This is a genomic window from Paenibacillus sp. GP183, from assembly GCF_900104695.1.
In the GTDB taxonomy this organism is placed as follows: Bacteria; Bacillota; Bacilli; order Paenibacillales; family NBRC-103111; genus Paenibacillus_AI.
Genome location: NZ_FNSW01000001.1, coordinates 3,358,640 through 3,380,745, shown reverse-complemented (window position 1 = coordinate 3,380,745; position 22,106 = coordinate 3,358,640). Strand labels below are relative to the sequence as shown.

17 protein-coding genes and 2 pseudogenes are annotated in these 22,106 nt (G+C 47.4%); 14 read left to right on the top strand and 5 right to left on the bottom strand.

The features are described from left to right. Positions 1-20: 20 nt before the first annotated feature. A complete protein-coding gene (locus BLV33_RS16670) occupies positions 21-587 on the bottom strand; it encodes an NADPH-dependent FMN reductase (protein WP_090794118.1) in 567 nt (188 codons plus the stop codon). Beyond that, positions 584-1,660, bottom strand: coding sequence for an LLM class flavin-dependent oxidoreductase (locus BLV33_RS16665; protein WP_090794115.1), 1,077 nt, complete (start codon positions 1,658-1,660; stop codon positions 584-586). Before BLV33_RS16665 ends, BLV33_RS16670 begins: the two co-directional genes overlap by 4 nt. A 180-nt stretch (positions 1,661-1,840) precedes the next feature. Here BLV33_RS16665 and BLV33_RS16660 point away from each other — a divergent pair, with 180 nt between their 5' ends. The 11 genes from BLV33_RS16660 (at position 1,841) to BLV33_RS16610 (ending at position 14,204) form a co-directional block, all read left to right on the top strand. Continuing rightward, positions 1,841-2,170 (top strand): winged helix-turn-helix transcriptional regulator, encoded by a 330-nt coding sequence (locus BLV33_RS16660; RefSeq protein ID WP_090794112.1) that lies wholly within the window; start codon positions 1,841-1,843, stop codon positions 2,168-2,170. Positions 2,171-2,470: 300 nt separating this feature from the next. Beyond that, on the top strand, positions 2,471-3,223 hold the full coding sequence (gene fdhD, locus BLV33_RS16655) for a formate dehydrogenase accessory sulfurtransferase FdhD (protein ID WP_253187247.1): 753 nt from the start codon (positions 2,471-2,473) through the stop codon (positions 3,221-3,223). Positions 3,224-3,355: 132 nt separating this feature from the next. Then, complete coding sequence (locus BLV33_RS16650; RefSeq protein WP_171909180.1) at positions 3,356-5,839, top strand: S1C family serine protease; 2,484 nt, start codon at positions 3,356-3,358, stop codon at positions 5,837-5,839. A gap of 350 nt (positions 5,840-6,189) precedes the next feature. Then, the gene (locus BLV33_RS16645) at positions 6,190-6,675 is read left to right on the top strand and encodes a VanZ family protein (RefSeq protein ID WP_090794109.1); all 486 of its coding nucleotides are present in this window, start codon (positions 6,190-6,192) and stop codon (positions 6,673-6,675) included. A gap of 36 nt (positions 6,676-6,711) precedes the next feature. Continuing rightward, complete coding sequence (locus tag BLV33_RS16640) at positions 6,712-6,966, top strand: hypothetical protein (RefSeq protein WP_090794106.1); 255 nt, start codon at positions 6,712-6,714, stop codon at positions 6,964-6,966. A 146-nt stretch (positions 6,967-7,112) separates the two neighbouring features. Next, positions 7,113-7,943, top strand: coding sequence for an aldo/keto reductase (locus BLV33_RS16635; RefSeq protein ID WP_090794103.1), 831 nt, complete (start codon positions 7,113-7,115; stop codon positions 7,941-7,943). 176 nt (positions 7,944-8,119) lie between these two features. Then, complete coding sequence (locus BLV33_RS16630; protein WP_090794100.1) at positions 8,120-8,767, top strand: hypothetical protein; 648 nt, start codon at positions 8,120-8,122, stop codon at positions 8,765-8,767. Positions 8,768-8,823: 56 nt separating this feature from the next. After that, positions 8,824-9,228, top strand: coding sequence for a hypothetical protein (locus BLV33_RS16625; protein WP_090794097.1), 405 nt, complete (start codon positions 8,824-8,826; stop codon positions 9,226-9,228). Between the two features lie 241 nt (positions 9,229-9,469). Continuing rightward, entirely contained in the window at positions 9,470-10,666 is a 1,197-nt protein-coding gene (locus tag BLV33_RS16620) for an MFS transporter (RefSeq protein WP_090794094.1), read from the top strand. 65 nt (positions 10,667-10,731) lie between these two features. Then, positions 10,732-11,976 (top strand): MFS transporter, encoded by a 1,245-nt coding sequence (locus tag BLV33_RS16615; protein ID WP_090794091.1) that lies wholly within the window; start codon positions 10,732-10,734, stop codon positions 11,974-11,976. 560 nt (positions 11,977-12,536) lie between these two features. Further along, positions 12,537-14,204, top strand: a complete 1,668-nt coding sequence (locus tag BLV33_RS16610) for an S-layer homology domain-containing protein (RefSeq protein ID WP_090794088.1) — start codon at positions 12,537-12,539, stop codon at positions 14,202-14,204. 133 nt (positions 14,205-14,337) lie between these two features. On the opposite strand, the gene BLV33_RS30140 is transcribed toward BLV33_RS16610, so the two are convergent. The 3 genes and pseudogenes from BLV33_RS30140 to BLV33_RS16600 form a co-directional block, all read right to left on the bottom strand. Then, on the bottom strand, positions 14,338-15,171 hold the full coding sequence (locus BLV33_RS30140; protein ID WP_290439079.1) for a transglycosylase domain-containing protein: 834 nt from the start codon (positions 15,169-15,171) through the stop codon (positions 14,338-14,340). A gap of 316 nt (positions 15,172-15,487) precedes the next feature. After that, positions 15,488-16,278: pseudogene (locus tag BLV33_RS30135) on the bottom strand (transglycosylase domain-containing protein). 189 nt (positions 16,279-16,467) lie between these two features. Next, complete coding sequence (locus BLV33_RS16600) at positions 16,468-17,217, bottom strand: pirin family protein (RefSeq protein WP_090794085.1); 750 nt, start codon at positions 17,215-17,217, stop codon at positions 16,468-16,470. A 205-nt stretch (positions 17,218-17,422) separates the two neighbouring features. Between BLV33_RS16600 and BLV33_RS30470 the strand changes: the two genes are divergently transcribed. From BLV33_RS30470 to BLV33_RS16590, 3 genes and pseudogenes are all read left to right on the top strand, one after another. Continuing rightward, positions 17,423-17,554: a hypothetical protein gene (locus BLV33_RS30470; protein ID WP_290439056.1), complete on the top strand. Its 132-nt coding sequence runs from the start codon at positions 17,423-17,425 to the stop codon at positions 17,552-17,554. Between the two features lie 214 nt (positions 17,555-17,768). Further along, a pseudogene (locus tag BLV33_RS16595) lies at positions 17,769-19,710 on the top strand (ABC-F family ATP-binding cassette domain-containing protein). Positions 19,711-20,348: 638 nt separating this feature from the next. Beyond that, positions 20,349-22,094, top strand: a complete 1,746-nt coding sequence (locus BLV33_RS16590; protein WP_090794082.1) for an ABC transporter ATP-binding protein — start codon at positions 20,349-20,351, stop codon at positions 22,092-22,094. The last annotated feature ends 12 nt before the right edge of the window (positions 22,095-22,106 follow it).

Genomic DNA, 22,106 nt, shown 5'->3' with positions numbered 1-22,106 from the left:
GTTGCTTTAATCCCCCTTGATTAAAAACCGTATTCTGCTTCATACTCTTCGCGAAGCTTCTTATAGGTTTTCGTTAACAAAACGGTATCCTCAATGAGACGCTGAATTCGAAAGAGGGCATCATCATTGACAATTTCTTTACGATGGAAATCCTTTTCTTCGATAAATACGTAGGTCTGAACGATCTGTGCTTTCATATAAGCTAAAATCGGCTTCAACTGATGTTCTGCTATCAAGTAGTGTTTAGACGAACCTGCGGTCACGATCATGCTTGCAACTTTATCCCGAAAAGCGTTTATTGGGAGCAAGTCAAAGATGTTCTTTAATGTACCTGGAATCGATGCTTGAAAAATAGGTGTTCCAATCAAAATGGCATCTGCTTCCATAATGCTATTTGTCACAACACCCGTATCGCCCTCATATTCCAGGTAATTCCGCCCATCACTAAATTCGACATTATATTCGCCTAAATCAATTAATGTCGTTTCAACATCCGGGTATTTTTCAGCGAGAACTTTTTGTGCGTAGTTCATCGCTGTTCTTGTTTTTGATCCCACGTGTGAACCGGATAGGAGAACCATTTTCAATTTTGTTCAGCCTCCTGTTTTGTTGCCGTGTACTTTCGGACAGCTGGTAAGATTTCTGTACCGATAATCTCGATGTTCTTTGCTAATTTATCGAAGGGCACTCCACCGAAATCCATTTGCGCGAGATAACGCTGATGACCAAATAGTTCATGCTGATAAAGAATTTTTTCAATTATTTGCTGTGGACTGCCGACATTCATGACATTACCGGTATCAGCACCTTGTGCCCATAATTGTTTCGCAAATCCTTGACCGTTCGTTACCTTCATTCCTTCATTAATGTGAGGATAATACTCCTTCAGTGCTTCTTGCGTTGTTTCAGCCGCATAGAAAAAGCCTGTTGTTCCAACCGGAAGAGTGGATGGGATGAAACCCTTCATTTTGGCGGCTTCCCTGTAAGCATCAATTGCTCTTTTAAAGACCATAGCAGGACCGCCCAACGTAGCGAGCATCATTGGCACACCAGCATAACCAGCTTTTATGGCACTTGCAGGTGTACCGCCGACTGCACGCCAAATCGGCAGCGAGCCGTTTTTTGGTCTTGGATAAATCCGAACATTGTTTAACGGTGGTCGAAATTGTCCTTTCCACGTAATGACTTCTTCTTCATTTAGCTGAATCAACAATTCGAATTTTTCTTCAAACAGTTCCTCATAGTCCTGAATATCATAACCCAATAATTTAAATAGTCCAATACGGGAAGCGCGACCGGCAACGATTTCCGCTCGACCATTGGAAATCAAATCAATTGTTGCGAAATCCTCATACACCCGAACGGGATCAGATGTGCTTATAATCGTGGAGGAGCTTCCGATTTTAATTTTTTCTGTGGCTTGAGCGATCGCTGCCAAAACAACAGAATGAGCCTGAGTTGTAAAATACTCCTGATGACTTTCACCCACACTAAAAAAGTCAATACCTGCTTGCTCAGCCAACTTAGCCAATTCAATGATTTCATGAATTCGCTGCTCGGCGGAAATACGCTTTCCAGTGTAGGGATTAGGAATATGGTCTCCTAACGTGTAAATCCCGAATTCCAAACCTTTATTTGGATCAATCCTGTATTTTTCCATTTATCTCACCTTTGCTTTGTTTTTTAGTGTACTCGATGTGCCCAATTTAATACCTTCGCTTGCGCAACTAGGTTCAAATGTTTTACATGTTGTATTATAATTATAAGATGTAATGACGACAGTAGTAAGTACGCACTTCAATGAGATATAGTATACAAAATGATACTATTGGAGGATACAATGATAATTAAACCTCAGTATTGTCAAATACAAGACGCTCTTTCAATCTTAGTGGGGAAATGGAAGCCTATTATTTTGTTGTATCTCATGTCGGAGGGTACAATGCGATACGGCGAATTTAAAAAAGCACTTGTAGGTATTACCCCCAAAATGCTCACAAGTCAATTGCGTGACCTAGAGGAGGAAGGATTTATCAGCCGGAAGGTATATCCCGAGGTCCCGCCGAAAGTGGAGTATTCCATAACTGAGTATGGAATGACACTGAAGCCGATTTTGGTTGCTATGCATGATTGGGGTACGAAGCATATCATTAGAAGATCGGAAATGTAAGGCGTTAAATCACAAATTTCCTTTGTCATGGAGACGCTTTATTGCTAAGATAAGGGTATTCCCATCCGGAATAACGAAGAATATAAATTAACTGTGCAGTTGGCACTTGGCAGCGAACCTGCCGGAGACTAACCGCCGTGAAACCATTCGAATCAGAGTTCCTTGTGAACCTGTCGTATGGGATTGCGGTGGTTTTTTGCATAGTACACGAAAGCTGATGAGGTGATTATATTGGAGAAAAGAATTAAGGAAGCGGGCGCAACAGTGCCTTGGACCGCCTATAAATATGACGGGAAGGAGCTGCTCTCCCAGGAGGATGAGATCGCAGCAGAATTCCCCATGACCATCAGGCTGGATGGCGAGGAATTTGCTACGATTGTATGTACACCTGAGGACCTGGAGGATATGGTCATCGGATTTTTGGCCTCCGAAGGAGTGATTCGCTTTGCCGATCAGATTGGGTCGCTTTCGCTCGATGAGGAGCGAGGCTTTGCTGATGTGAGGCTGCTGAACAAGCACCAGCTCAGCACCCAAATGGTATCCAAGCGATTTATCGGGTCCTGCTGCGGAAAAAGCCGGCAGTTTTATTTTCACAACGATGCCCGTACAGCCAAAACGGTTCTCTCCCGCACGCAGATCTCGATAGATCAATGTCTTTATTTAATGCGTGAGCTTCAGCAGAATTCCGGAGATTTTCAAAAAACAGGCGGTGTTCATAATGCTGCATTATGCACGGTGGATCAGCTTATCATAGCTCGAACGGATATTGGCAGGCACAATGCATTGGACAAAATTTATGGTTACTGCCTGCGGAATAAGCTGCCTCTCAAGGATAAGCTGCTGGCTTTTAGTGGAAGAGTCTCTTCTGAAGTTGCGCTCAAGGCAGCCAAGATCGGGGTAGGCATCCTGCTCTCCAAATCAGCTCCCACGGATCTGGCGCTCAGTCTGTCGCATGATTTGGGCATTACGATTGTCGGCTTTATTCGAGGCACTCAGCTGAATGTATACACGCACCCCGAGAGAATTAAAGAGTGGAAACCGGACCCCTCATAACAGTATTTTTGAAGCCCCCTTGCTGGAATTCCGCAATGAAGTTTTCATTGCTGCTTTTGGTAAAATGTGCTAAATTCGAAAAGGCACCAGGTTACTTATAAAAAGCATACATATCCAGAGAGGAAAACCAACATGGGGAAATGGAAATCACAATGGTTGAAAGTTATTCTGTCAGTTATGGTATCTGTCAACTTAGTTACTTGGATAGGCTCAGGTTCTTCTTATGCTGCGGACAGCGGGAGTGATGTTCCCAAGGTCGTCAGTCAAACGTCAGCTTCGGTCGTGGCCATCATCGGCAAACCAACAGGATCGGGGAAAACCTCGGAAAAGAATCGTTATAACCTGGCCCATGGGACAGGGGTTATCGTTAAATCGGATGGAGTCATCATAACTAATGCCCATGTTGTTAAAGACATGCACAATATAGTTGTCGTTACTTCGGATGGCAAGACCTACAGCGGACGTACCACTCATATGGACGTGGAAAGCGATTTAGCGCTTGTTAAAATAGAAGCAACCGGCTTATCTGCAGCCAAGTTGGCATCATCCTCGAATATTCAGGTTGGTGAGACTGTGGCGGCCATTGGCACGCCGATCTCATTCGCCCTACGCAACTCGGTTACAGTAGGGATCGTCAGCGGGATTGAACGTTCTGTCAGCTCCGAGTATCAGCTCATTCAGACGGATGCAGCCATTAATCCAGGCAATAGCGGAGGCGCGCTGGTTAACATGAGCGGCGAGGTTATAGGGATCAATACACTGAAATACACCGAGTTTGGGGTAGAGAGTTTAGGATTCGCGATCCCCATGAATACGGTGAAATACGTGCTGGATCATTTTGAAAAATACGGTAAGGTTAAACGCCCTTATTTGGGCATAGAGCTGGAAGAAAGCTGGGAGGCCGTTGTCGGACTGCCTAGCTCGGAGGGGCTTCGAGTGGCCTATGTGGATCCAGATTCACCGGCCGCCAAAGCAGGAATTAAACAGGATGACCAACTCATTTCTATCGGCGCAATCAATGTCAAATCCATGGTTGATTACAATGAAGCATTGAAAAAGTTTTTGCCTGGCGATAGCGTCAGTCTTACCTTGAAATCCGCAGTTTCCACGATCACCAAGCAGTTGACGCTCGGCGAGGTTCAGAGTATGGATACCAAACAAACTGCGGATTCAGAAAATGCCGGTATTGATACCGATCGCGGCAAGACAAGAATTGGTGACAGCCACTACGGCTGGTCGATGAAATACCCGGCTGGACTGGTCACTACAGAACAATCCGATGACGGCAATTCGGTTACTTTTATCGACGCTAAAGGTGAATTTTACTTAACGATTTTGGTGGACAAGGAACCGACTGGAGAGCTTTCTCCATCCGCTTTATTGAATAAGATTTCCGATGAAAAGGACTCGGATGGACTGCTTGAACGAAGGTATGTCAAGCAAGCGGACGGCCTTTCTTATGCCAAGCTTTTGGGAAAATCAAAGGCTGCCGGTTATGCCCAGATCAGAGCTTATCAGCTGAACGGCCGCATTTATAAAGTAAGCTTGCTAAGCAAGGTGGCTGACTCGAAAAGCGTCTCCAAGCAAAATAGTCTGAACGATTTGCTTGACAGCTTTCAATTGAGCTTTGATGCCAAAGATACGGCGCTTAAGGATATTTCGGTTTATTCGGACAAAGGCAACACCTATACGAACAGCTTTGGACTTTCTTTGGATCTGCCAAAAGACTGGAAAAAGAACAGTTATGGTTCAAGCGGGTCTGCTTTCCATAATAATGATTATTCGGAATCCATTTCTATGCAGGTTACCTCGGCATCCTCCGGTGACACCCTCAAGGCATGGGTTGACCGTGAGAAAAAGAACTTCGAAGACACCTATTTGCCTGCCTATCGGGAAATGAGCACAGCTGAAGAATTAACATTATCCAGTGTGAATGCTCTCAAATTGACCTACTCCAGCACCATGGGAGATAATTGGAAGTCTCTCACCTCCATTTATCTAATTAAGGATAAATACAAATACGAAGTTAGCTTTGCTTATCCCAAGGATGCAGACTCCGAAGAAATAAACACAATACTGGGGACCTTGATCTCTTCGATCAGCATCAATAAGGAGTCCATGGATCCCGAGCTTGGCTTCATCCAAGATATGAATGATTTGCTGGATAAAACGTCAACAAACAAGCATGTCAACAAGAAGTACAAATATTCCCTGCAGATTCCCGAGATCTGGTCAGACAGTTCCTCCTACGACTACTCGGACGATAATGACAGCTTCTTCAGCTTCAACGGCGGACATCTGGAAATCCTCGCGGACAACCAAAAAAGCTATGACGACACGGTTAAGGAAGAAGATGCCCATCAGAAAAAGAGCAGCGGCAATGACCCCGAGTACAAATTCGAGGCATCCGATGTGACCGTGTTTGGTGAAGCTGCCAAAAAATACGTGGTCCATTACTCAACAAGAAAAATGCCATATAAAGAGACCCTCTACATTTTCCGCAAAAATAACATTACTTACAAAGCGACACTGAACATCGATGAAGCCGTCCGTACTACCGAGAATGAAACCCGCTTGAATCAAGCATTTGAATCGATGACCTTCACCGCCAAGTAGTTTTTAATGAGAAACAGCTGCCCTTTGCGGGCAGTTGTTTTTTAACTTAGCTTCTTTTCATTTTTCTTCTTAATGAGATGCAGCAAATCCCCTTGAGATGTAAAATGTACATGTTGTTGAGCAAGAATCGAGGTTTTGAGAAGTTCAGATGTAAAACCTACATTACATTTTTCTATAAATAGGGTAATTGCTAGAATTTTATAATAATAAATGTAGGTTTTGCATTTGGAGGTCGCCAAAACAGGAAAATCAGAGATACAAGATGTAAGAAATACATCTCGTTACTTGATATGCGCCCCCAAAACCAAAAAAAAGTTAAAGCTCGCATCGAAAGGAGAATTCGATTCCAAATGGCGAGGATACGATTGTTGGAAAAGCCTCAGGCAGAGGTTAAAAAAAGAATTCGCTTCGTCATAACTTTTCTCTTCATTGGTTATTCGCTTCTAATCATTTATTGGATGTTTTTTGACTTCGGCAGGGCCCTTTTCTCTTCGACGGAATGGCGGTATAACTTGGTTCCCTTCAAAACGATCAAAATGTACATTGTTGGTTACCATTACTATCCCTTTCGGACATGGGCAATGAACTTATTTGGCAATATTGCTGTTTTCGTTCCATTTGGCATTTTTCTGCCCGCTCTATTCAAGCATGGAAAAAAGTGGACCACCTTTCTTGTCCTGTTCTTTATTCCTTTGCTGGTGCTTGAAATCCTGCAGACCGTACTTAGGCGGGGAAGCTTTGATGTGGATGACTTGATTTTGAATCTTCTCGGCGCATTCATCGGATTTATTTTGTACAAATGGATGTATAAAATAATTCCGCATTCCTTATTCTAATGGAGTCCATCACAACTCATTCGAGGAGGAATACCCATGAGCCAAAAAGATTCCAGTTTACAGTCGCAGAATCCGATCTCTTCCGCCCAAAATTCCGTAAATAATGCCCACAATGCAGTGAAACAGGCGCAATCCCATCCCAGACCGGAAACTTTGGAAGGCGCACAAAATGCTATCGACCAAGCAGAAAACGCGCTTCATCAAACCAAGGGTGAACAGAATCCGAATGCTATAGATCAAGCTGAGGAAGACCTCGAGACAGATAAATCCGATTTTCAAAACTTAACGTAGCCCTGTAAAAAGGAGAGCAAAGCCTCGAGGATTTCGTTCTTCGGGGCTTTTTGTCTGACACTCGGAGACTCTGTAAAACTTGTACACTCTTAAGGAATGCGGTAGATTAAAGTGGTAATCAAGAAAAAGCTGGGAGGGCTTGCGTAATGATTAAACACATCAGCGATCAAACAGTTTTGAATAACGGGGTGAAAATGCCTTGGTTTGGACTTGGTGTATGGAGGGTTGAAGAGGGAATTGAAGTCATTACCTCTGTAAAGTCCGCCATTGCCGCCGGTTATCGCAGTATTGACACTGCAGCGGCCTACCGCAATGAAGAGGGAGTGGGGCAAGCGATTCGGGAGAGCGGCGTGCCGCGTGAAGAGCTGTTCATCACTACGAAGCTGTGGAATAAAGATCAAGGATATGAAAGCACCTTGAAAGCATTTGACGATAGCATGGAGAAGCTGGGACTTGATTACCTGGATCTATATTTGATTCATTGGCCGGTCAAAGGCAAATATAGAGAAACCTGGAGAGCCTTCAACAAGCTGTATGAAGGAGGTAAAATCAAAGCGATTGGTGTCAGCAACTTTCAGATTCACCATCTTAATGATATTCTGGCGGACAGTGATGTAGTTCCTGCTGTTAATCAAGTGGAATATCACCCTCGACTTACACAGAAGCCTCTTTTGGATTTTTGCAAGAAGAAGGGTATTCAGCTTGAAGCCTGGAGTCCTCTCATGCAGGGTATGCTGCTGGATCAGCCCGAGCTGATGAAAATTGCCGAGAAACATCATAAATCAGTAGCCCAAATTATCCTTCGCTGGGACCTGCAAAATGGGGTGGTCACGATTCCTAAGTCCGTTAAAGAGCATCGCATTATCGAGAACGCCGATGTTTTTGATTTTGAGCTTACGGCTGAAGATATGGCGTCCATTGATCAATTGAATCAGGATCAGAGAGTGGGTCCGGACCCGGATAATTTCAACTTTTAACATAAATTAAAAAAAGTTTTGATGCGTGTACAAGCCCTTTATCCATGAGGATTAAGGGCTTTTTGTCGTGGATGCAAAGCATAGTGAACGTCCTAAAATGTAGATTCACTTCGAACCCTATAGTAACTTCCTTCTTTGACAAGGAAAGTTTTACTAAAAAAATCGGAGGGATCGATATGAAAAAATGGATGTATCTCATTATTGCCTGTCTCAGCATCACTTTAATTGGTTATAGTGTAATGGCTTATGCCAACGAAACTCCGGCAAACGGGTCGAAAGAAGTAAAGGGAATTTTTGTAGCAATCGATAATCAGAACAATATCCAAATCCAAACAACAAACGGCACAGAAACCATTGTACTGGCCAAATCTGTCTGGGTGTACCGCAATCAGCAAAAGGCTAATTTAAAGGATTTAAAGGCAAAGGATCAGCTGGTGCTGATTTTGAACGCCAAGCTGCAAGCTGCGTATATTAAAGCAAATTCACCGGATGCTGCAGCTAGCGCTGCTCCTAGTCCGACGCCGGAACCCACTATGGCGGCATCGCCAACTCCGGTGCCTACTGCTACTGCATCGCCGACACCAACACCCGAGGCGACTGCAACACCAGCGCAAGCCACACCTGCACCAAGTACAGTGGTTATTTCGAAGACTCAAGCTCAATTAACCGTCACGCTAAATCAGTCGGTTCAGGAAGATCAAGATGATAATAATGAAAATGATCATGACGATGGTCAAAAGCAGGTTGATAACAATCGGGGAAAAGCTAACAAGAAGTCGGATCATCAAGAAGATCATCATGGCCGCAAATCCGGAAATGATTAAAACCAATCCAATATGGTTAATGAGTAACAAGAACATATTCGGAAAGGAGCATTACCATGGAAAACCATGATAAGCGTCTAGAAGAAGAAAGACTTGTTGATCCACAGCCGTTGGAAACGGAACATACAGTGACTCAGAAAACAACAGAAGTACCTGGTGGAGTCGTCCACAATCATTTTCATATACAGCAAACTCCTGACACACTAAGTCGTTCCGATCAGGCAGCCCGCACCCGAAGCTCACATGGCTGGGTATGGATGGTCATCGCGATTATTGCCATTGTCATTGTCTTTATAGGCTTTTACAGCCTGACAGGTCAAACAGCCAGAATTAACGGCTCCATCCAAGACAACACAGCTGCTGTTAGAGAACAGACGGGCGTGCTTGGCAGCATTCGGGACTCCCTAAGCTCTATATCCCAATCTATTCGGGAAGCTATCATTCGATTCTTTAATAAATAAAAATTCAATGGGCCGTTCTTAAAGTAGAAATTTCTGCTTGAGGGACGGTCCTTTTTTGAATACTTTACGCTATAATATTCTTTAACAGCACAGAGACTGAGTCCAAATAATGGACGAATAAAGGAGACAATGACATGACGCATGCAAGACCGCCCTGCTAATTTTTAAGATTCCATTCTTCACGAGCACCTCCTCACATGGGTTGAGAAAGCTTCAACCAAAGATGAGAGGAGCTTGGGTTATGGGCTATATGCCGAATGTATGGAAACTGTTTGCCAGCCGCTTCTTTTCCAATCTGATTCCTGCTTATGTCATTGAGCGATTGTATTGGGAAGAGAGAGGCATGACCATTCAGATGGTCGTGTATACGGAGATTATTTTTGCTATTACGATTGTTTTACTTGAGATACCCACTGGAATCATCGCCGATAAGTGGGGGCGAAAGCAGATGATGATATTGTCTGCTTTAATGGGGTGCTGCGAGTTTGTGATCCTGCTGCTCGCAACCGAATTTTGGCATTTCGCGCTTGTTGTTTTTTTGGCGGCTATTGGCAGATCTGCAAGCAGCGGGGCGGAGAATGCCTTGCTTTATGATTCCTTATTGTCAGCGGGTAAAGAGCACTCTTTTGAGAAGTACCTTGGCCGTTTAAATGCTCTCGATATCTTCTCCATTATCATTGCTGCGCTTTGCGGGAGTTTTTTGGCTGGTCGCTATGGTTATGAGCTTAATTATTGGATTTCCTTGGTGAGCATGCTGGTCGCGCTGATCTTAACGCTTACTCTGGTTGAACCTGCTGTGAATAGCGATAGCGAGCAGGATCAACCGATACCGATTCGTATCTATGTTGCAGCTTCCTTACGCTACTTCAAAAATAATCCGGGAGTACGTCTGGTGGTATTATCGGGCATGGTGACTGGGGCAGCGATCAGTTTCATTGATGAGTTCTGGCAAACTTACTTGGAGAGGTTGGGAATTCCGGTTATCTATTTCGGGATGTTCTCGGCTGCAATCTACCTCCTGAGATTGCCGGGTAACCTTCTTGCCTATTTACTAAAAAGCCGATTCAGTTACAAAAGCTTATTATTCGGTGCAATCGCAGTATTCGCCGCAGGCTTTTTATATGTCTCGGTCATGAAAGATTACAGCAGTTTGGCGGCCATATGTCTGATCGGCTTGTTTGCAGGCATGATTGAGCCACTCGCTGCCGGGTATTTGCATCACCGAATGGATTCCTCCATGAGGGCGACCATCGGTTCATTTCAATCATTAGGGGAACATGCCGCAGTAAGTGTCATCGGAATAGGATTTGGCTATTTCTCTGCAAAAATGGATATTTTCGGAGGATTCGGATTCGTTGCGATGGTTTGCTGGGTATTCTTGATTTATTTTTCATTCGCATCCGCAAAAAGGTTGTTTGAATCGGATAACGGGCCTTGAGGAGCGTATGGGTGTCTAGCAAGCGGCTGAACTAACGGATTTTTTTGGAGCCGTGGAGGTGTGACATGCGAAGTACAGCCGCTTTAGGGTATGCATCCGTTTTTATTTCCGCTGCGCTGTATTGGCTTGGCTTTAGTATGATTCGACCGGTCCTGCCGCTGTATTTCTCCGATCACGGTTATAAGGCTGCAGCCATTGGATTGTTTATGGCACTCAATTCGATACTACCAATCGTATTTTCCATGCCGATTGGAAGCTGGATCGATCGAATCGGTACTCGCCGGGCGGTACTCTACGGTACGGTTGTCAGCTTGACCAGCGGAGTCGCTTTTGTAATCGGCGTGAGTCTGGGTTGGACTTGGCTGATTTTGTTGGGTCAAGTGATTAACGGCATTGGAGGCCTGCTGAGCTGGGGTGCGCTGCAGGCGGCGGCCTCGCTGTCCGTAGACCGCAAGGCGGATAAGAGTCGGAGCAATCGGGTGCTTTCGAATTTTACCTTTGTAAATTCGCTTGCGCAGCTGGCGGGGCCGTCGCTTGGCGGATTTCTATCGGATTGGGGCGGATATACGACGATCTTTCTCATATTCGTTGCCATGAACGCGGCCGCCTTACTGATGACGACATTCCTGCCTCCCGCCAGGGCAGAGGTCACAGGGCCCGATCCAGTGGCTGGGGACCAGCCAGACTGGCAACAGGCTTTATGGAGAAGCTATGCAACCGGCTTTGGGCTGATGCGCAGAAATAAACCGTTCTCGATGGCAATTCTGCTCAATGGCATTATGTTCATGCTGGTCGACCTCCGCTCCACATTTTTCCCGCTCTATCTGGATAACCTCGGGTTATCCCATACGGTTATCGGCTGGGTTTTGTCGGTATCGGGACTGGCCGTTCTAATCGTAAGGCCGTTCACCGGCTATGCAATCAACCGGCTGGGTCAATACCGAATCATGATGGCCAGCATGATTGTCGGGGGAGTAAGTCTGCTGCTGCTGACGCTTCGACCGGAAATCTTGCTGCTGTCCGTCATCATGTTCCTGTGGGGGGCCAGCACGGGCATCAATCAGCCGATGGCGCTGATTATGGTGTCGCAAGCGGTAGAACCGAAGGAACAAGGGATGGGGATGACGATTCGGACCATGTCCAATCGGGTCGTACAGCTGACAAACCCGCTATTTTTCGGGGCGGTGACGACGGTCATCGGCCTATCAATGGGGTTCGGCTTCATGGGTGTCCTGTTGCTTTGCGCCGGAGCTCTGTACAGCCGCCAAAATCGACGGGAACGAGCCCGGAGTTACGAAGCACCTTCCTGAGCTTTGATACCAGCAAAATCATGAGCATATGTTTCAAAGCAGCAATAATCGGGTAATCATAATTAAGTGGGAAGCATCAAACAACGGATCATCCTGCAAAGGATTGATAAGGTCCAGTTTAGGTTGGTTCTACCCTGTACACTCTGAAAAGAGCAGCGGTTAAACGTTCTTCGACATTATTCAACAAGGATAATGATCGAATGAATGGTGAAAAATTTGGAGCTTCCTGCTAAAAGGCCTTGCGACTAACGTCGCAGGGCCTGATTTATTGTACCCCATACATGTTCAGAATTAAAAAAATCCGCACAGTGTGCGGATCCAGACTGTCGGGAAAGTCTCGACGGTCTTGTTTTTGCTGGAAGGATGTTTTTCAATAAGGGGTGGTGGGATGCAGCCTGGAAAGAAGTTGTTCCGATGGTCGGATTTGGATCTGGACGTTCTTTTCATGTGATTTTAAGCTTAACTTTATTTCGCTTTAAGCCTTTCATCAAACTTAATTCATAAACAGAGACTATACTTCAAAGTGTAAGAAAAAAAATAGGAATGAGAGGTACAACTAAATGAAAGCAAACTTGATGAAAAAGCTTGTCGTTTCAGGTCTTACACTCAGCATGGTCTTAGGAACAGGTACAGCCGCATTTGCCAAAGATTTTAATCAAAACAAGGGCGATAATAATTATCAGACTCAAAAGAAAAACACAAAGAGCACCACCAACGTGAGAATGAACTTCAAGGATATGACGGAGGGCGATGTGCAGTGGGCTACACAGTACATAGCGGATCTCGCTAATAGACAAATTTTTGAAGGATATCCTGACGGAACGTTCCAACCTCAAAATACAGTCACACGAATTGAAGCCATTACTGCCGCCGTAAGATTGATGGGACTGCGAGCTACAGCTGAATCGAGTTCAAAAATGCAAACGAATTTGAATTTCAAAGATGCCAATCAGGTACCTTCTTGGGCGGTCGGATACGTTGCTGTAGCTGTTGAGAACAATCTATTTGCAGAATCAGATACTCAAGTGAACCCAAATCAAGCGGCTGATCGTCTTTGGGCGACAACATTGCTTGTTAAAGCACTCGGGTTACAAAGCGAAGCCGATTCGAAAATGAATGTTCATTTGCCTTTCGTGGATGCAGGTAAGGTTCCGGCAGGATCTGTGGGCTATTTGCAAGTTGCCATTGAGAAGGGACTTGTAAACGGGTTTCAAGATAATACGTTCCGGCCAAATCAACAGGTAACACGCGCGGAGATAGCTGCGCTGCTCGACCGTACAGGGAATCAGCTTCCGAGCAATAATGATGGTCTGGTTAACGGAACAGTCGCTGCTCCTGTTACTAACAATATATTGACGTTAACGGATGCCGGTCAAACGAATAGCTTAACACTGGACTCTAATGCATTCATTTATCGTGGCGGCGTTCAGGTCAGTATATCGGCATTGCAAGTAGGAGATGTGGTGAAGACTCGTTCTTATAATAATAATGTTATCTATGTAGAAGTAACGCAGCCGGTCGGTACTCCAGTGACTACTAATAGCGGGGTCACCACAGGCACGATAGCTGCTCTGGTGAACAATAACATTCTGACGATTTCAAGTAATGGACAAACCGTGAATCTAACGCTGAGTCCGAACACATTTATTTACAGGGCCGGTGCGCAAGTTAGTTCATCCGCATTGCAAGTAGGGGATGTGGTAAACATCAATTCTTACAACAATACGGTCATTTCCGTTGAAGTAACTCAGCCTGTTAATAGCACCGTGTCTCAGGATGGGTTAGTCACAGGAACCATAGTTTCCCCTGTGTACAACAATGTGTTAACCATTACGAATAGTGCTGGACAAACGGTGACCCTTGGATTAAATTCGAACACGAGTATTTACCGCGGTGGGGTGCAAGTTAGCGCATCTGCACTGCTAGCGGGAGATGTGGTGAATGCCTACACCACTAACAATGCTGTCAATCTTGTCCAAGTGACGAGCACTAGTCAAGTTCTGAACTTGAATGTTTCCGGCACATTGAATGGAACGACACTGGATAGTCAAGGAAAAATCTCGACCATCTCGATTAACCAAGTGGATTCCAACGGCACTGTGCAAACTTTCATATACGCTGTTTCGCCTACCGTAACGATTTCCGGAGACGCGTCTCAGCTGGTGCAAAACCACTCAATACTTCTGCAGGGAAGCAATCAAGTGGTCTCGACTATTGTAATTCAATAAAACTTTATTGAGAGAGAGAGTAGCTAATGCTGCTCTCTTTTTTGCGCTCTTGTAACTTCTTTGGCTCGACAGTCATTGCTCCGCTAAAATCATGGCCCACTGATTTAAAGATCCGATTTAATTAAAAACAAATTTACCACCATTTCTTGCTCTTCCCGTTATGCCCTCCGCCTTGATCAGACTTTCCACTTTGTTTTTTATTGGTTTGATCGGATTGAACGGGATTTGGATCCTGTGCCGATACTTGAGCCTGCACCGGGGCGGATAGTACGAAATCCGCCACAGGAACGCCCTGCAGAGAACGAGTCATGATCTCGCGGAACAGCTTCGCCGGCACCGAGCCCCCGGCGGTGTTGAGGTAGTGATCCTTGTCGGTGCGGTCGTAGCCGACCCAGATCGCTGCGGTGAGATCGGGCGTATAGCCGACTAACCACGCATCCTTCGCGCTGGTCGGCACCGCAGCCGCGAATTCCTCCGTGGCCGGGAGCTCCGTCGTCCCGGTCTTGCCTGCAGCAGGACGCTCGAGTGCAGCGAGTCGCCCTGTGCCCCGGGCAACGGCTTGCTGCAGCATGAGCGTCATCGTGCTTGCCGTCGCAGGGGACATCACCTGCGACGAAGCGGGAGCGGCCTCCACGAGCACGTGGCCGTCCCGGGTCGTGATCTTCGTGATGGCATGCGCGGCATGCATCACGCCTTGATTGGCGAAGGCGCTGTACGCCTGCGCCATGTCGAGCGGCGAAACGCCGGTGGCGAGGCCGCCGAGGGCAAGCCCGAGGTTGCGGTCTTCCTGCTCGGCGAGCGGAATCCCCAGCTTCCGGGCAAACCCCATCCCCGTATCGATGCCCATTTCATGCAGCAGCCACACCGCGGGGATGTTCCAGGACTGGACGATGGCTTCGAGCATCGTCACTTGCCCCCGTGTCTGGCGGTCCCAGTCCTGCGGACGGTAGCCAGCCTCGTCGAGCACCCCGTCGTACAGGATGGACTCCGGGGTGTAGCCCTTTTTCCAAAGCCGCGCCGTAGACGGCAAGCGGCTTGAAGGCAGAGCCCGGCTGGCGCCTCAGCTGGGTCGCGTGGTTGAAGCCGCGGAACACGCCTTCGCCGCGATAGCCCACCAGCCCGCGCACGCCTCCGGTGTGCGGATCCAGCACGACCGCGCCGCTTTGCATCAGCTGGTCCGGCGGGCTCTCCGGGAAAGAAGCCGGATTCGCATACACATCCTGCGCCGCCTTCTGCACCTTGGGATCCAGCTCGGTGTAGAGGTTCAGTCCGCCGGACAGCAGTTAATCCTCCGTGAAGCCGTATTTCTTAATCGCTTCTTCCATCACATAATCGACATATGGAGCATAATTGCCGACCAAGCTCTTTTTATCACCGGGATGAAGGGCAATAGGCAGTTTGATCGCTTTAGCATAATCGGCATCGGTAATGAAGAATTGATCCTTCATCAAGGAGAGCACCAGATTTCTGCGCTCCAGCGCACGCTCAGGGTTGGCATTCGGCGAATAATTAGTGGGTGCTTTCGGAATAGCGGCCAACAGCGCAGATTCTTCGAGAGTAAGCTGGCTAACCTCCTTGGCAAAATAGTGCTGACTGGCAGCACGGATTCCCCAACAGCCCTCGCCGAAATAAATCCGGTTCAAGTATAGCTCAAGAATTTGATTTTTATCATAGGTGAGGTCAATTTTCAGCGCATAAGCAGCTTCATTCAGCTTGCGGCCAGCGATTTGTCCGTAGGCAAAAACATATTTTTGGCCAGCTGCTGGGTAATCGTACTGCCCCCTTCGGCAAAATCTCCCGCCCGAATGTCGCGTACCAAGGCTCTGGCAATAGAGCGGACATCGACGCCCGGATGGACATAAAAGCGCTTATCTTCAGCAGCAATCATGGCGCTCTGCATAAATAGGGGAACTTCCTTAAGGCTGACAGGATCTGACTTGGCAGAGGTCAATTGGGATACCTTCGCACCATTCCGATCAAAAACAAAGGTAGGCTCCTGCAGCGGCTCGATAAGCTTACTTACATCGAGCTTTGAAATAGACAGAGAAAGTGCAATTACAGCAATAACCCCCATGCAGAGCACAATCAAAAGCACGTTCAACCAGTGACGGGTTTTTCTCTTTTTAAGGTTCGAAGTTTCTTGCATCGTAAATCACCCCTGTTATATGGTTCGAGCAAACTTCATCAAATAGGTCTTTATACACCAAAGACCCCCTTTTAGAATCAAAAGAGGGTCTTATTTAAGACTGCGGCTTATTTATTTTCATTTCCGGTACAAAGGATAATCGACTTCCGCCGGCACTTCGATAGCCACCAGACGCATAGGATCGCTGCTAGCCTGCAGGGAAAATTTCTCATCCGTTTCAGCTTTTACGACGATGAAGTCTTTGTGTGTAAAATTCTCCGAGCCTGCCATACCCGAGCCTTGAACAACCAGAAAAGAGAGAATGCGACCCTTGCTCAAAGAGTAGGTATAAGCGGCCCCAGGAGCGAAAGTGAAGTCATACACCTGAACATCCGTCTCAATCTGAACGGGAGAGCCTTCACCGATGACGGTTTTGAGGATAACGCCGCTTTCCTTCTTCAAAGGGAACTGCTCATGCTGAAATTGATTGTAAGTGGGCGGCCGTTTGACGGATTGGCTCAAATGAGGCTCGAACCAGATTTGAAACCCTTCCGTATCCGAACCGCGAAAAGCCTCCGCATGAGAGACGCCGGAACCTGTCTGCATAACCTGAGCGCCCCCGGCGGATACGGCTTGTTTAGTACCCAGTGTATCCTGATGCTCGACGATGCCGCTCAACATGTACGTCATTATCTCAAAAGCTTTATGCGGATGCATGCCGATTTCTGCATCTTGACTCGATTTGCCCCATGCCCAATAAAAAAGCGGTCCTAGTCGGTCTAATGTGGAATCGTCCCCCGGGAAACCAATGGGCCGCTGCTCCACAAACTTTCCATGGTCAAAAGCTCCAGCCCCCTGTTGTTCGGGCGGGTATATTCGAATACTCATCCTGATCAGTCCTTTTCTATATTTTAGTATGTTACTTATTTTATATAAGTAAGTATAGTTGACAGACGTATCGATGTCAAACCTATCAATTCACAGCGTTATTATACCTAAAGAAAATGATTTCACCCTTCCAATTGCTCTTGCAAAGACAGGGGAGTATGTGGTAATTTATTACTATATTTTTACATGAGGGAGGTGAGGCAGGATGAATCACGAGTTAGTGAATAACCGTAGGAGCCAGTTACCCATCGCGATGGCTGGCATCGTTCATACAGAAGTTGGCGCAGGGATAAGTCTGTCCCAATCTGCATATACGGTTTCACAACTCGCGAAATGACTCCTGCCTTGACCTTGATCGGATGATAGATCCTAGGGCCGTAGGGAATTTCCCTGCGGCTCTTTTTCATTTGATAAGAAAGTATAAGTTTTTCTAAACTTATCTTGCTTCGCATCAAACTTGACAAACGCGCTCGTCGATTAGGACGACGTAGCCGTTTATCCTTGTGCAAGGAAGCGGAAACGGGGGTCCTAACCTTAAGGAGGACCTTAATATGATCATTAATTGTCACCAAGTCAAAAAATATCATGGCGCTAATCTGGTGCTGGACCAAATATCCCTCGACATTCGCACAGGCGAACGAGTAGGCCTTATTGGGCGCAACGGAACGGGCAAGTCCACGCTGCTGCAGCTTTTGGCCGGCCGCTTACAGCCGGATGAAGGGCAAATAGCCATTCGCAAAGGCACTAAAATCGGTTATTTGCAGCAAATTTCTCAGGAAGAAGAGGAGAATTCGGTTTACGAGGTGCTTGCGCGAGGGTTCAAGGAAGTTCAAGCCTCCAAGTCACAAATGACAGAGCTTGAGATGATGATGTCCGAACCTGATGTTCTCAAGGATGAAAATCTCTTGAATCGAATTCTCAAGCAGTATGCTGCTTTGCAGGAGGTTTTCGAGCAAGGCGGCGGCTATGATATGGACTTTCGCATCGAGCAGGTGGCGAATGGCCTTCGCATTCCGCAGGAGCAATTCAGCCGAGCCTTCTCGAGTTTATCTGGAGGGGAGAAAACCAAGGTGGGTTTGGCGGCCTTGCTTGTAGAGCAGCCTGCGCTGCTGCTTCTGGATGAGCCTACCAATCATCTGGATTTGTCCGGTGTGGAATGGCTGGAAGCCCACTTGGCGGCATATGAAGGAACCTGCTTGATTGTTTCGCATTTTGGATAAGGTTGTGACGAAAATCATTGAGCTGGAGGATGGCGAAGCCACGGTTTTTCACACCCATTATTCCGGGTATGTGAAGGAGAAGGAAGAGCTGCTGCTGCAGCAATTCGCCAATTACGAAGAGCAGCAAAAGAAGATCAAGCAGATGAAAGACACGATCAACAGCTTCAAGAATGGGGGAAAATTGGAGGGTACGAGAAATTTTTCCGCCGGGCCGCATCCATGCAGAAGGCGCTTGATCGCATGGAAAAGCTGAAGCGCCCGATTCTGGAGCGAAAAACGGCAGATTTTGAGTTCGCCCATGCGGACCGTTCGGGACGAGAGGTGCTTGTGCTTGAAGGCATCAGCAAGAGCTTCGGCCCACGGGTGCTGTTTAACGAACTGGATGGCCAGCTTCGTTATGGGGAAAAGGTAGCTTTGGTTGGGAACAACGGAACCGGCAAGAGCACCCTGTTCAAGCTGCTGCTTGGACTTGAAGATCCCGACGCAGGCAGTCTGGCGCTGGGTGCTCGAGTCGATGTGGGCTACCTGGCTCAGGAAGAAAGCCTGCAGGAAGGTAAGAAGACCGTTTTGCAGCTCTTCCGTGAGGAGGCCCGTCTTGAAGAGGGTGAAGCGAGGGGCCAGCTTGCCCGATATTTATTTTATGGCGCGGACGTGTTCAAATCGGCTGCATCGCTGTCCGGGGGCGAATGGGGCGAGGCTTCGCCTGGCGATTATTTTGCACAGGAAGCCCAACCTGCTGCTGCTTGACGAGCCGACGAATCACCTCGACATCACTTCCCGCGAAGCGCTCGAGGAAGCGCTGGAGGAGTTCCCCGGCACGGTGCTCGCGATCTCCCACGACCGGTATTTCATGAACCGGATCGCGGATCGCATATGGGAGCTTCGTGACCGGAAGCTCCACAGCTTTATAGGCGACTTCGACGCCTATAAGGAGAAGAGCGCTCAGCTGCTCCAGCAGGCTGAGCCTTCCCGTACAGCTGCAGCCGTACATCCGGCTGCAAGTAAAGCCGCTTCGGCGGCAAAGCCTGCGACCCGGAGGGTCGAGGCTGTGCAGCGAAGCGGGTACACAGCCGCGCAGCAGCGAGTACGGCTGGAGCAGTCGATTGCGCTGGCTGAGCGCAATCTGGCGGTGCTGGACGAAGCGCTCCAGCAGCTCGCCGACTCCGGGGAGTCGGCTGCGCTCGCTGTGCGCTTCGCGGAGCGAGAGTCCGTCCAGGCGGAGCTGGACGGACTGTATGCGGAGTGGATGGCACTCGAAGAGTCATCCACTTAGGCAAGGCCGGGATCACGGGGTGATCGCGATCCCGTGATCCCGTGAAAGGCCCGACGGAGTCTCCAGATGCAAAATGTACATCTGAGAATCCGTTTCTTCCGCAAATGGAAGTCTGAGATTTAAAACCTGCATCTATTTCCAAGTCATTCGCTTAAAGCTCACGGAATCAGCTAGTCGAGATGTAAGTTTTACACTTGGATCACCCGAAATCGAACAAGTTGGTGATTTTAGATGCAGATTTTACATCTCGCCCAAGCGTTTCGCAGGGATCGACCTGTAGGGACATGCGGATTGTTAATTATAGGAAAATAATCCGTTGACAATTCCTTGATGACGGTGTTAGGATCAACAGAGTAAAGTAATTTGTAAAAAAATTGGAAGGGAGGGTTACCAAAATGCAACCAAATCAAGGACAGTTTCCTATGCATGCAATCCTTGCATCGATAATTGAATATCCGGTAACCCGACCGCTCATATATATGATCTAAAGGTGTATGTTGATCATCTGTGTGCATACAGCATAAGAAGCGCGGGTTGCGAAATTTCGCAACGTGCGCTTTTATTTTTATAATGGGGCATATCGCTGAGGCGCAGCGAGGTGCCCTTTTGTTTTCTACCTGGAGAGGAGTGACATCTGGATGTTAAGTGTTTTACAAAAGTTGAGCTGGTTTTTTAAAATGTATTGGCAGCGATATACGGTAGCGATTGTGCTGCTGATCCTTGCCGGATTTATTGATGTGATCCCGCCCAAGCTGATTGGGTATGCCATTGACAATATTAAGAGCGGGGATCTGACCATAGGTAAATTAATCAACGTTCTCGTTTTTTATGGACTTTTAATCCTTGTGGGCTATGGAATCACCTATGTTTGGCTTTATCAGCTCTTTGGCGGCGCTTTTATTTTGGAGCGTATCCTGCGTTCCAGGCTGATGAGCCACTTATTACGGATGACCCCGACTTTTTACGAGCGCAACCGTACAGGCGACCTGATGGCTAAAGCCACAAATGACCTCCGCGCTATATCCACTACAGCCGGTTTTGGAATTTTAACGCTGATTGATTCCACATTTTTTATGCTGACCATTCTGTCCATGATGGGATTTCTGATCAGTTGGAAGCTGACTCTTGCCGCATTGCTGCCTTTGCCGGTCATGTCCATCATCTTTAAAATATTGGGTTCTAAAATCCATGAGCGTTTTACAGAGGCACAGAATGCCTTTGGAAAGATGAACGATCAAGTGCTGGAAACCATCTCCGGTGTTCGTGTCATTCGTGCCTTTGTGCAGGAAACAGCGAGTGAAGCCGACTTTAAGAAGATGACGGATGATGTCTACGACAAAAACTTGCAAGTGACCCGTATTGATGCTTTGTTCGAGCCGATGATCAAGGTGCTTGTTGGGGTCAGTTATTTGATTGGACTCTGCTATGGCGGATATTTGGTATTCCACAATGAGCTGACGCTGGGTGAACTGGTTTCCTTCAACATCTTTCTCGGTATGCTGATTTGGCCGATGTTTGCGATCGGCGAGCTGATCAACATCATGCAGCGGGGGAATGCTTCCCTCGACAGAGTCATGGAGACGCTGAGTTATGATCCGGATGTAAAGAATACAGGAAGCCTCGTGGAGGTGGCGCAGCCGGAGAGCATCGTTTTTGACAAAGTCACCTTTCGCTACCCATCGTCATCGATTGATAATTTGATCAATGTCTCCTTTCATTTGGAACGCGGACAGACGCTGGGTATTGTCGGCCGTACAGGAAGCGGCAAGACCACACTGCTGAAGCAGCTGATGCGGGAATATCCGCTCGGAACCGGAACGATTGCGATTTCCGGTGTGCCGCTGGAGCAGCAGCCGGTGGAACGCATTCAGAGCTGGGTCGGCTATGTGCCGCAGCAGCCGATTCTGTTTTCTCTGACGGTCAGAGAAAACATTCGTTTCGGCCGCAAGCATGCTACCGATGAGGAGCTGCAAAAGGCGCTGGAGCTGGCAGCGTTCAGCAAAGACGTGCATTTCCTCCCGGACGGACTGGAAACGCTCGTTGGGGAAAAAGGTGTAGCTTTATCGGGCGGACAGAAGCAGCGCGTTTCTATCGCCAGGGCTCTGATCATCAATCCGGAAATCCTGATTCTGGATGATGCTTTATCCGCCGTAGATGCCAAGACAGAAGCGGAAATCATCCGCGGAATTCGCAGAGAACGGGCAGGCAAAACCACACTGATCACGACTCACCGGCTATCCGCTGTACAGCATGCGGATTGGATACTGGTTCTCGATGAGGGCTGCTTGGTGGAAGAAGGCACACATGAACAGCTGTTGGCGCTCGGCGGCTGGTATAAGGAACAGTTCGATCGGCAGCAGCTGGAAGCGTTGATTGAAGGCTAAAAAGGAAGGTGA

Coding starts and splice junctions, on each gene's coding strand:
- BLV33_RS16650 (WP_171909180.1), top strand. CDS start 3,356: ATGGGGAAATGGAAATCACAATGGTTGAAAGTTATTCTGTCAGTTATG.
- BLV33_RS16630 (WP_090794100.1), top strand. CDS start 8,120: ATGAAAAAATGGATGTATCTCATTATTGCCTGTCTCAGCATCACTTTA.
- BLV33_RS16640 (WP_090794106.1), top strand. CDS start 6,712: ATGAGCCAAAAAGATTCCAGTTTACAGTCGCAGAATCCGATCTCTTCC.
- BLV33_RS16615 (WP_090794091.1), top strand. CDS start 10,732: ATGCGAAGTACAGCCGCTTTAGGGTATGCATCCGTTTTTATTTCCGCT.
- BLV33_RS16625 (WP_090794097.1), top strand. CDS start 8,824: ATGGAAAACCATGATAAGCGTCTAGAAGAAGAAAGACTTGTTGATCCA.
- BLV33_RS16635 (WP_090794103.1), top strand. CDS start 7,113: ATGATTAAACACATCAGCGATCAAACAGTTTTGAATAACGGGGTGAAA.
- BLV33_RS16600 (WP_090794085.1), bottom strand. CDS start 17,217: ATGAGTATTCGAATATACCCGCCCGAACAACAGGGGGCTGGAGCTTTT.
- BLV33_RS16620 (WP_090794094.1), top strand. CDS start 9,470: ATGGGCTATATGCCGAATGTATGGAAACTGTTTGCCAGCCGCTTCTTT.
- BLV33_RS16645 (WP_090794109.1), top strand. CDS start 6,190: ATGGCGAGGATACGATTGTTGGAAAAGCCTCAGGCAGAGGTTAAAAAA.
- BLV33_RS16590 (WP_090794082.1), top strand. CDS start 20,349: ATGTTAAGTGTTTTACAAAAGTTGAGCTGGTTTTTTAAAATGTATTGG.
- BLV33_RS30470 (WP_290439056.1), top strand. CDS start 17,423: ATGAATCACGAGTTAGTGAATAACCGTAGGAGCCAGTTACCCATCGCG.
- BLV33_RS16610 (WP_090794088.1), top strand. CDS start 12,537: ATGAAAGCAAACTTGATGAAAAAGCTTGTCGTTTCAGGTCTTACACTC.
- BLV33_RS16660 (WP_090794112.1), top strand. CDS start 1,841: ATGATAATTAAACCTCAGTATTGTCAAATACAAGACGCTCTTTCAATC.
- BLV33_RS16665 (WP_090794115.1), bottom strand. CDS start 1,660: ATGGAAAAATACAGGATTGATCCAAATAAAGGTTTGGAATTCGGGATT.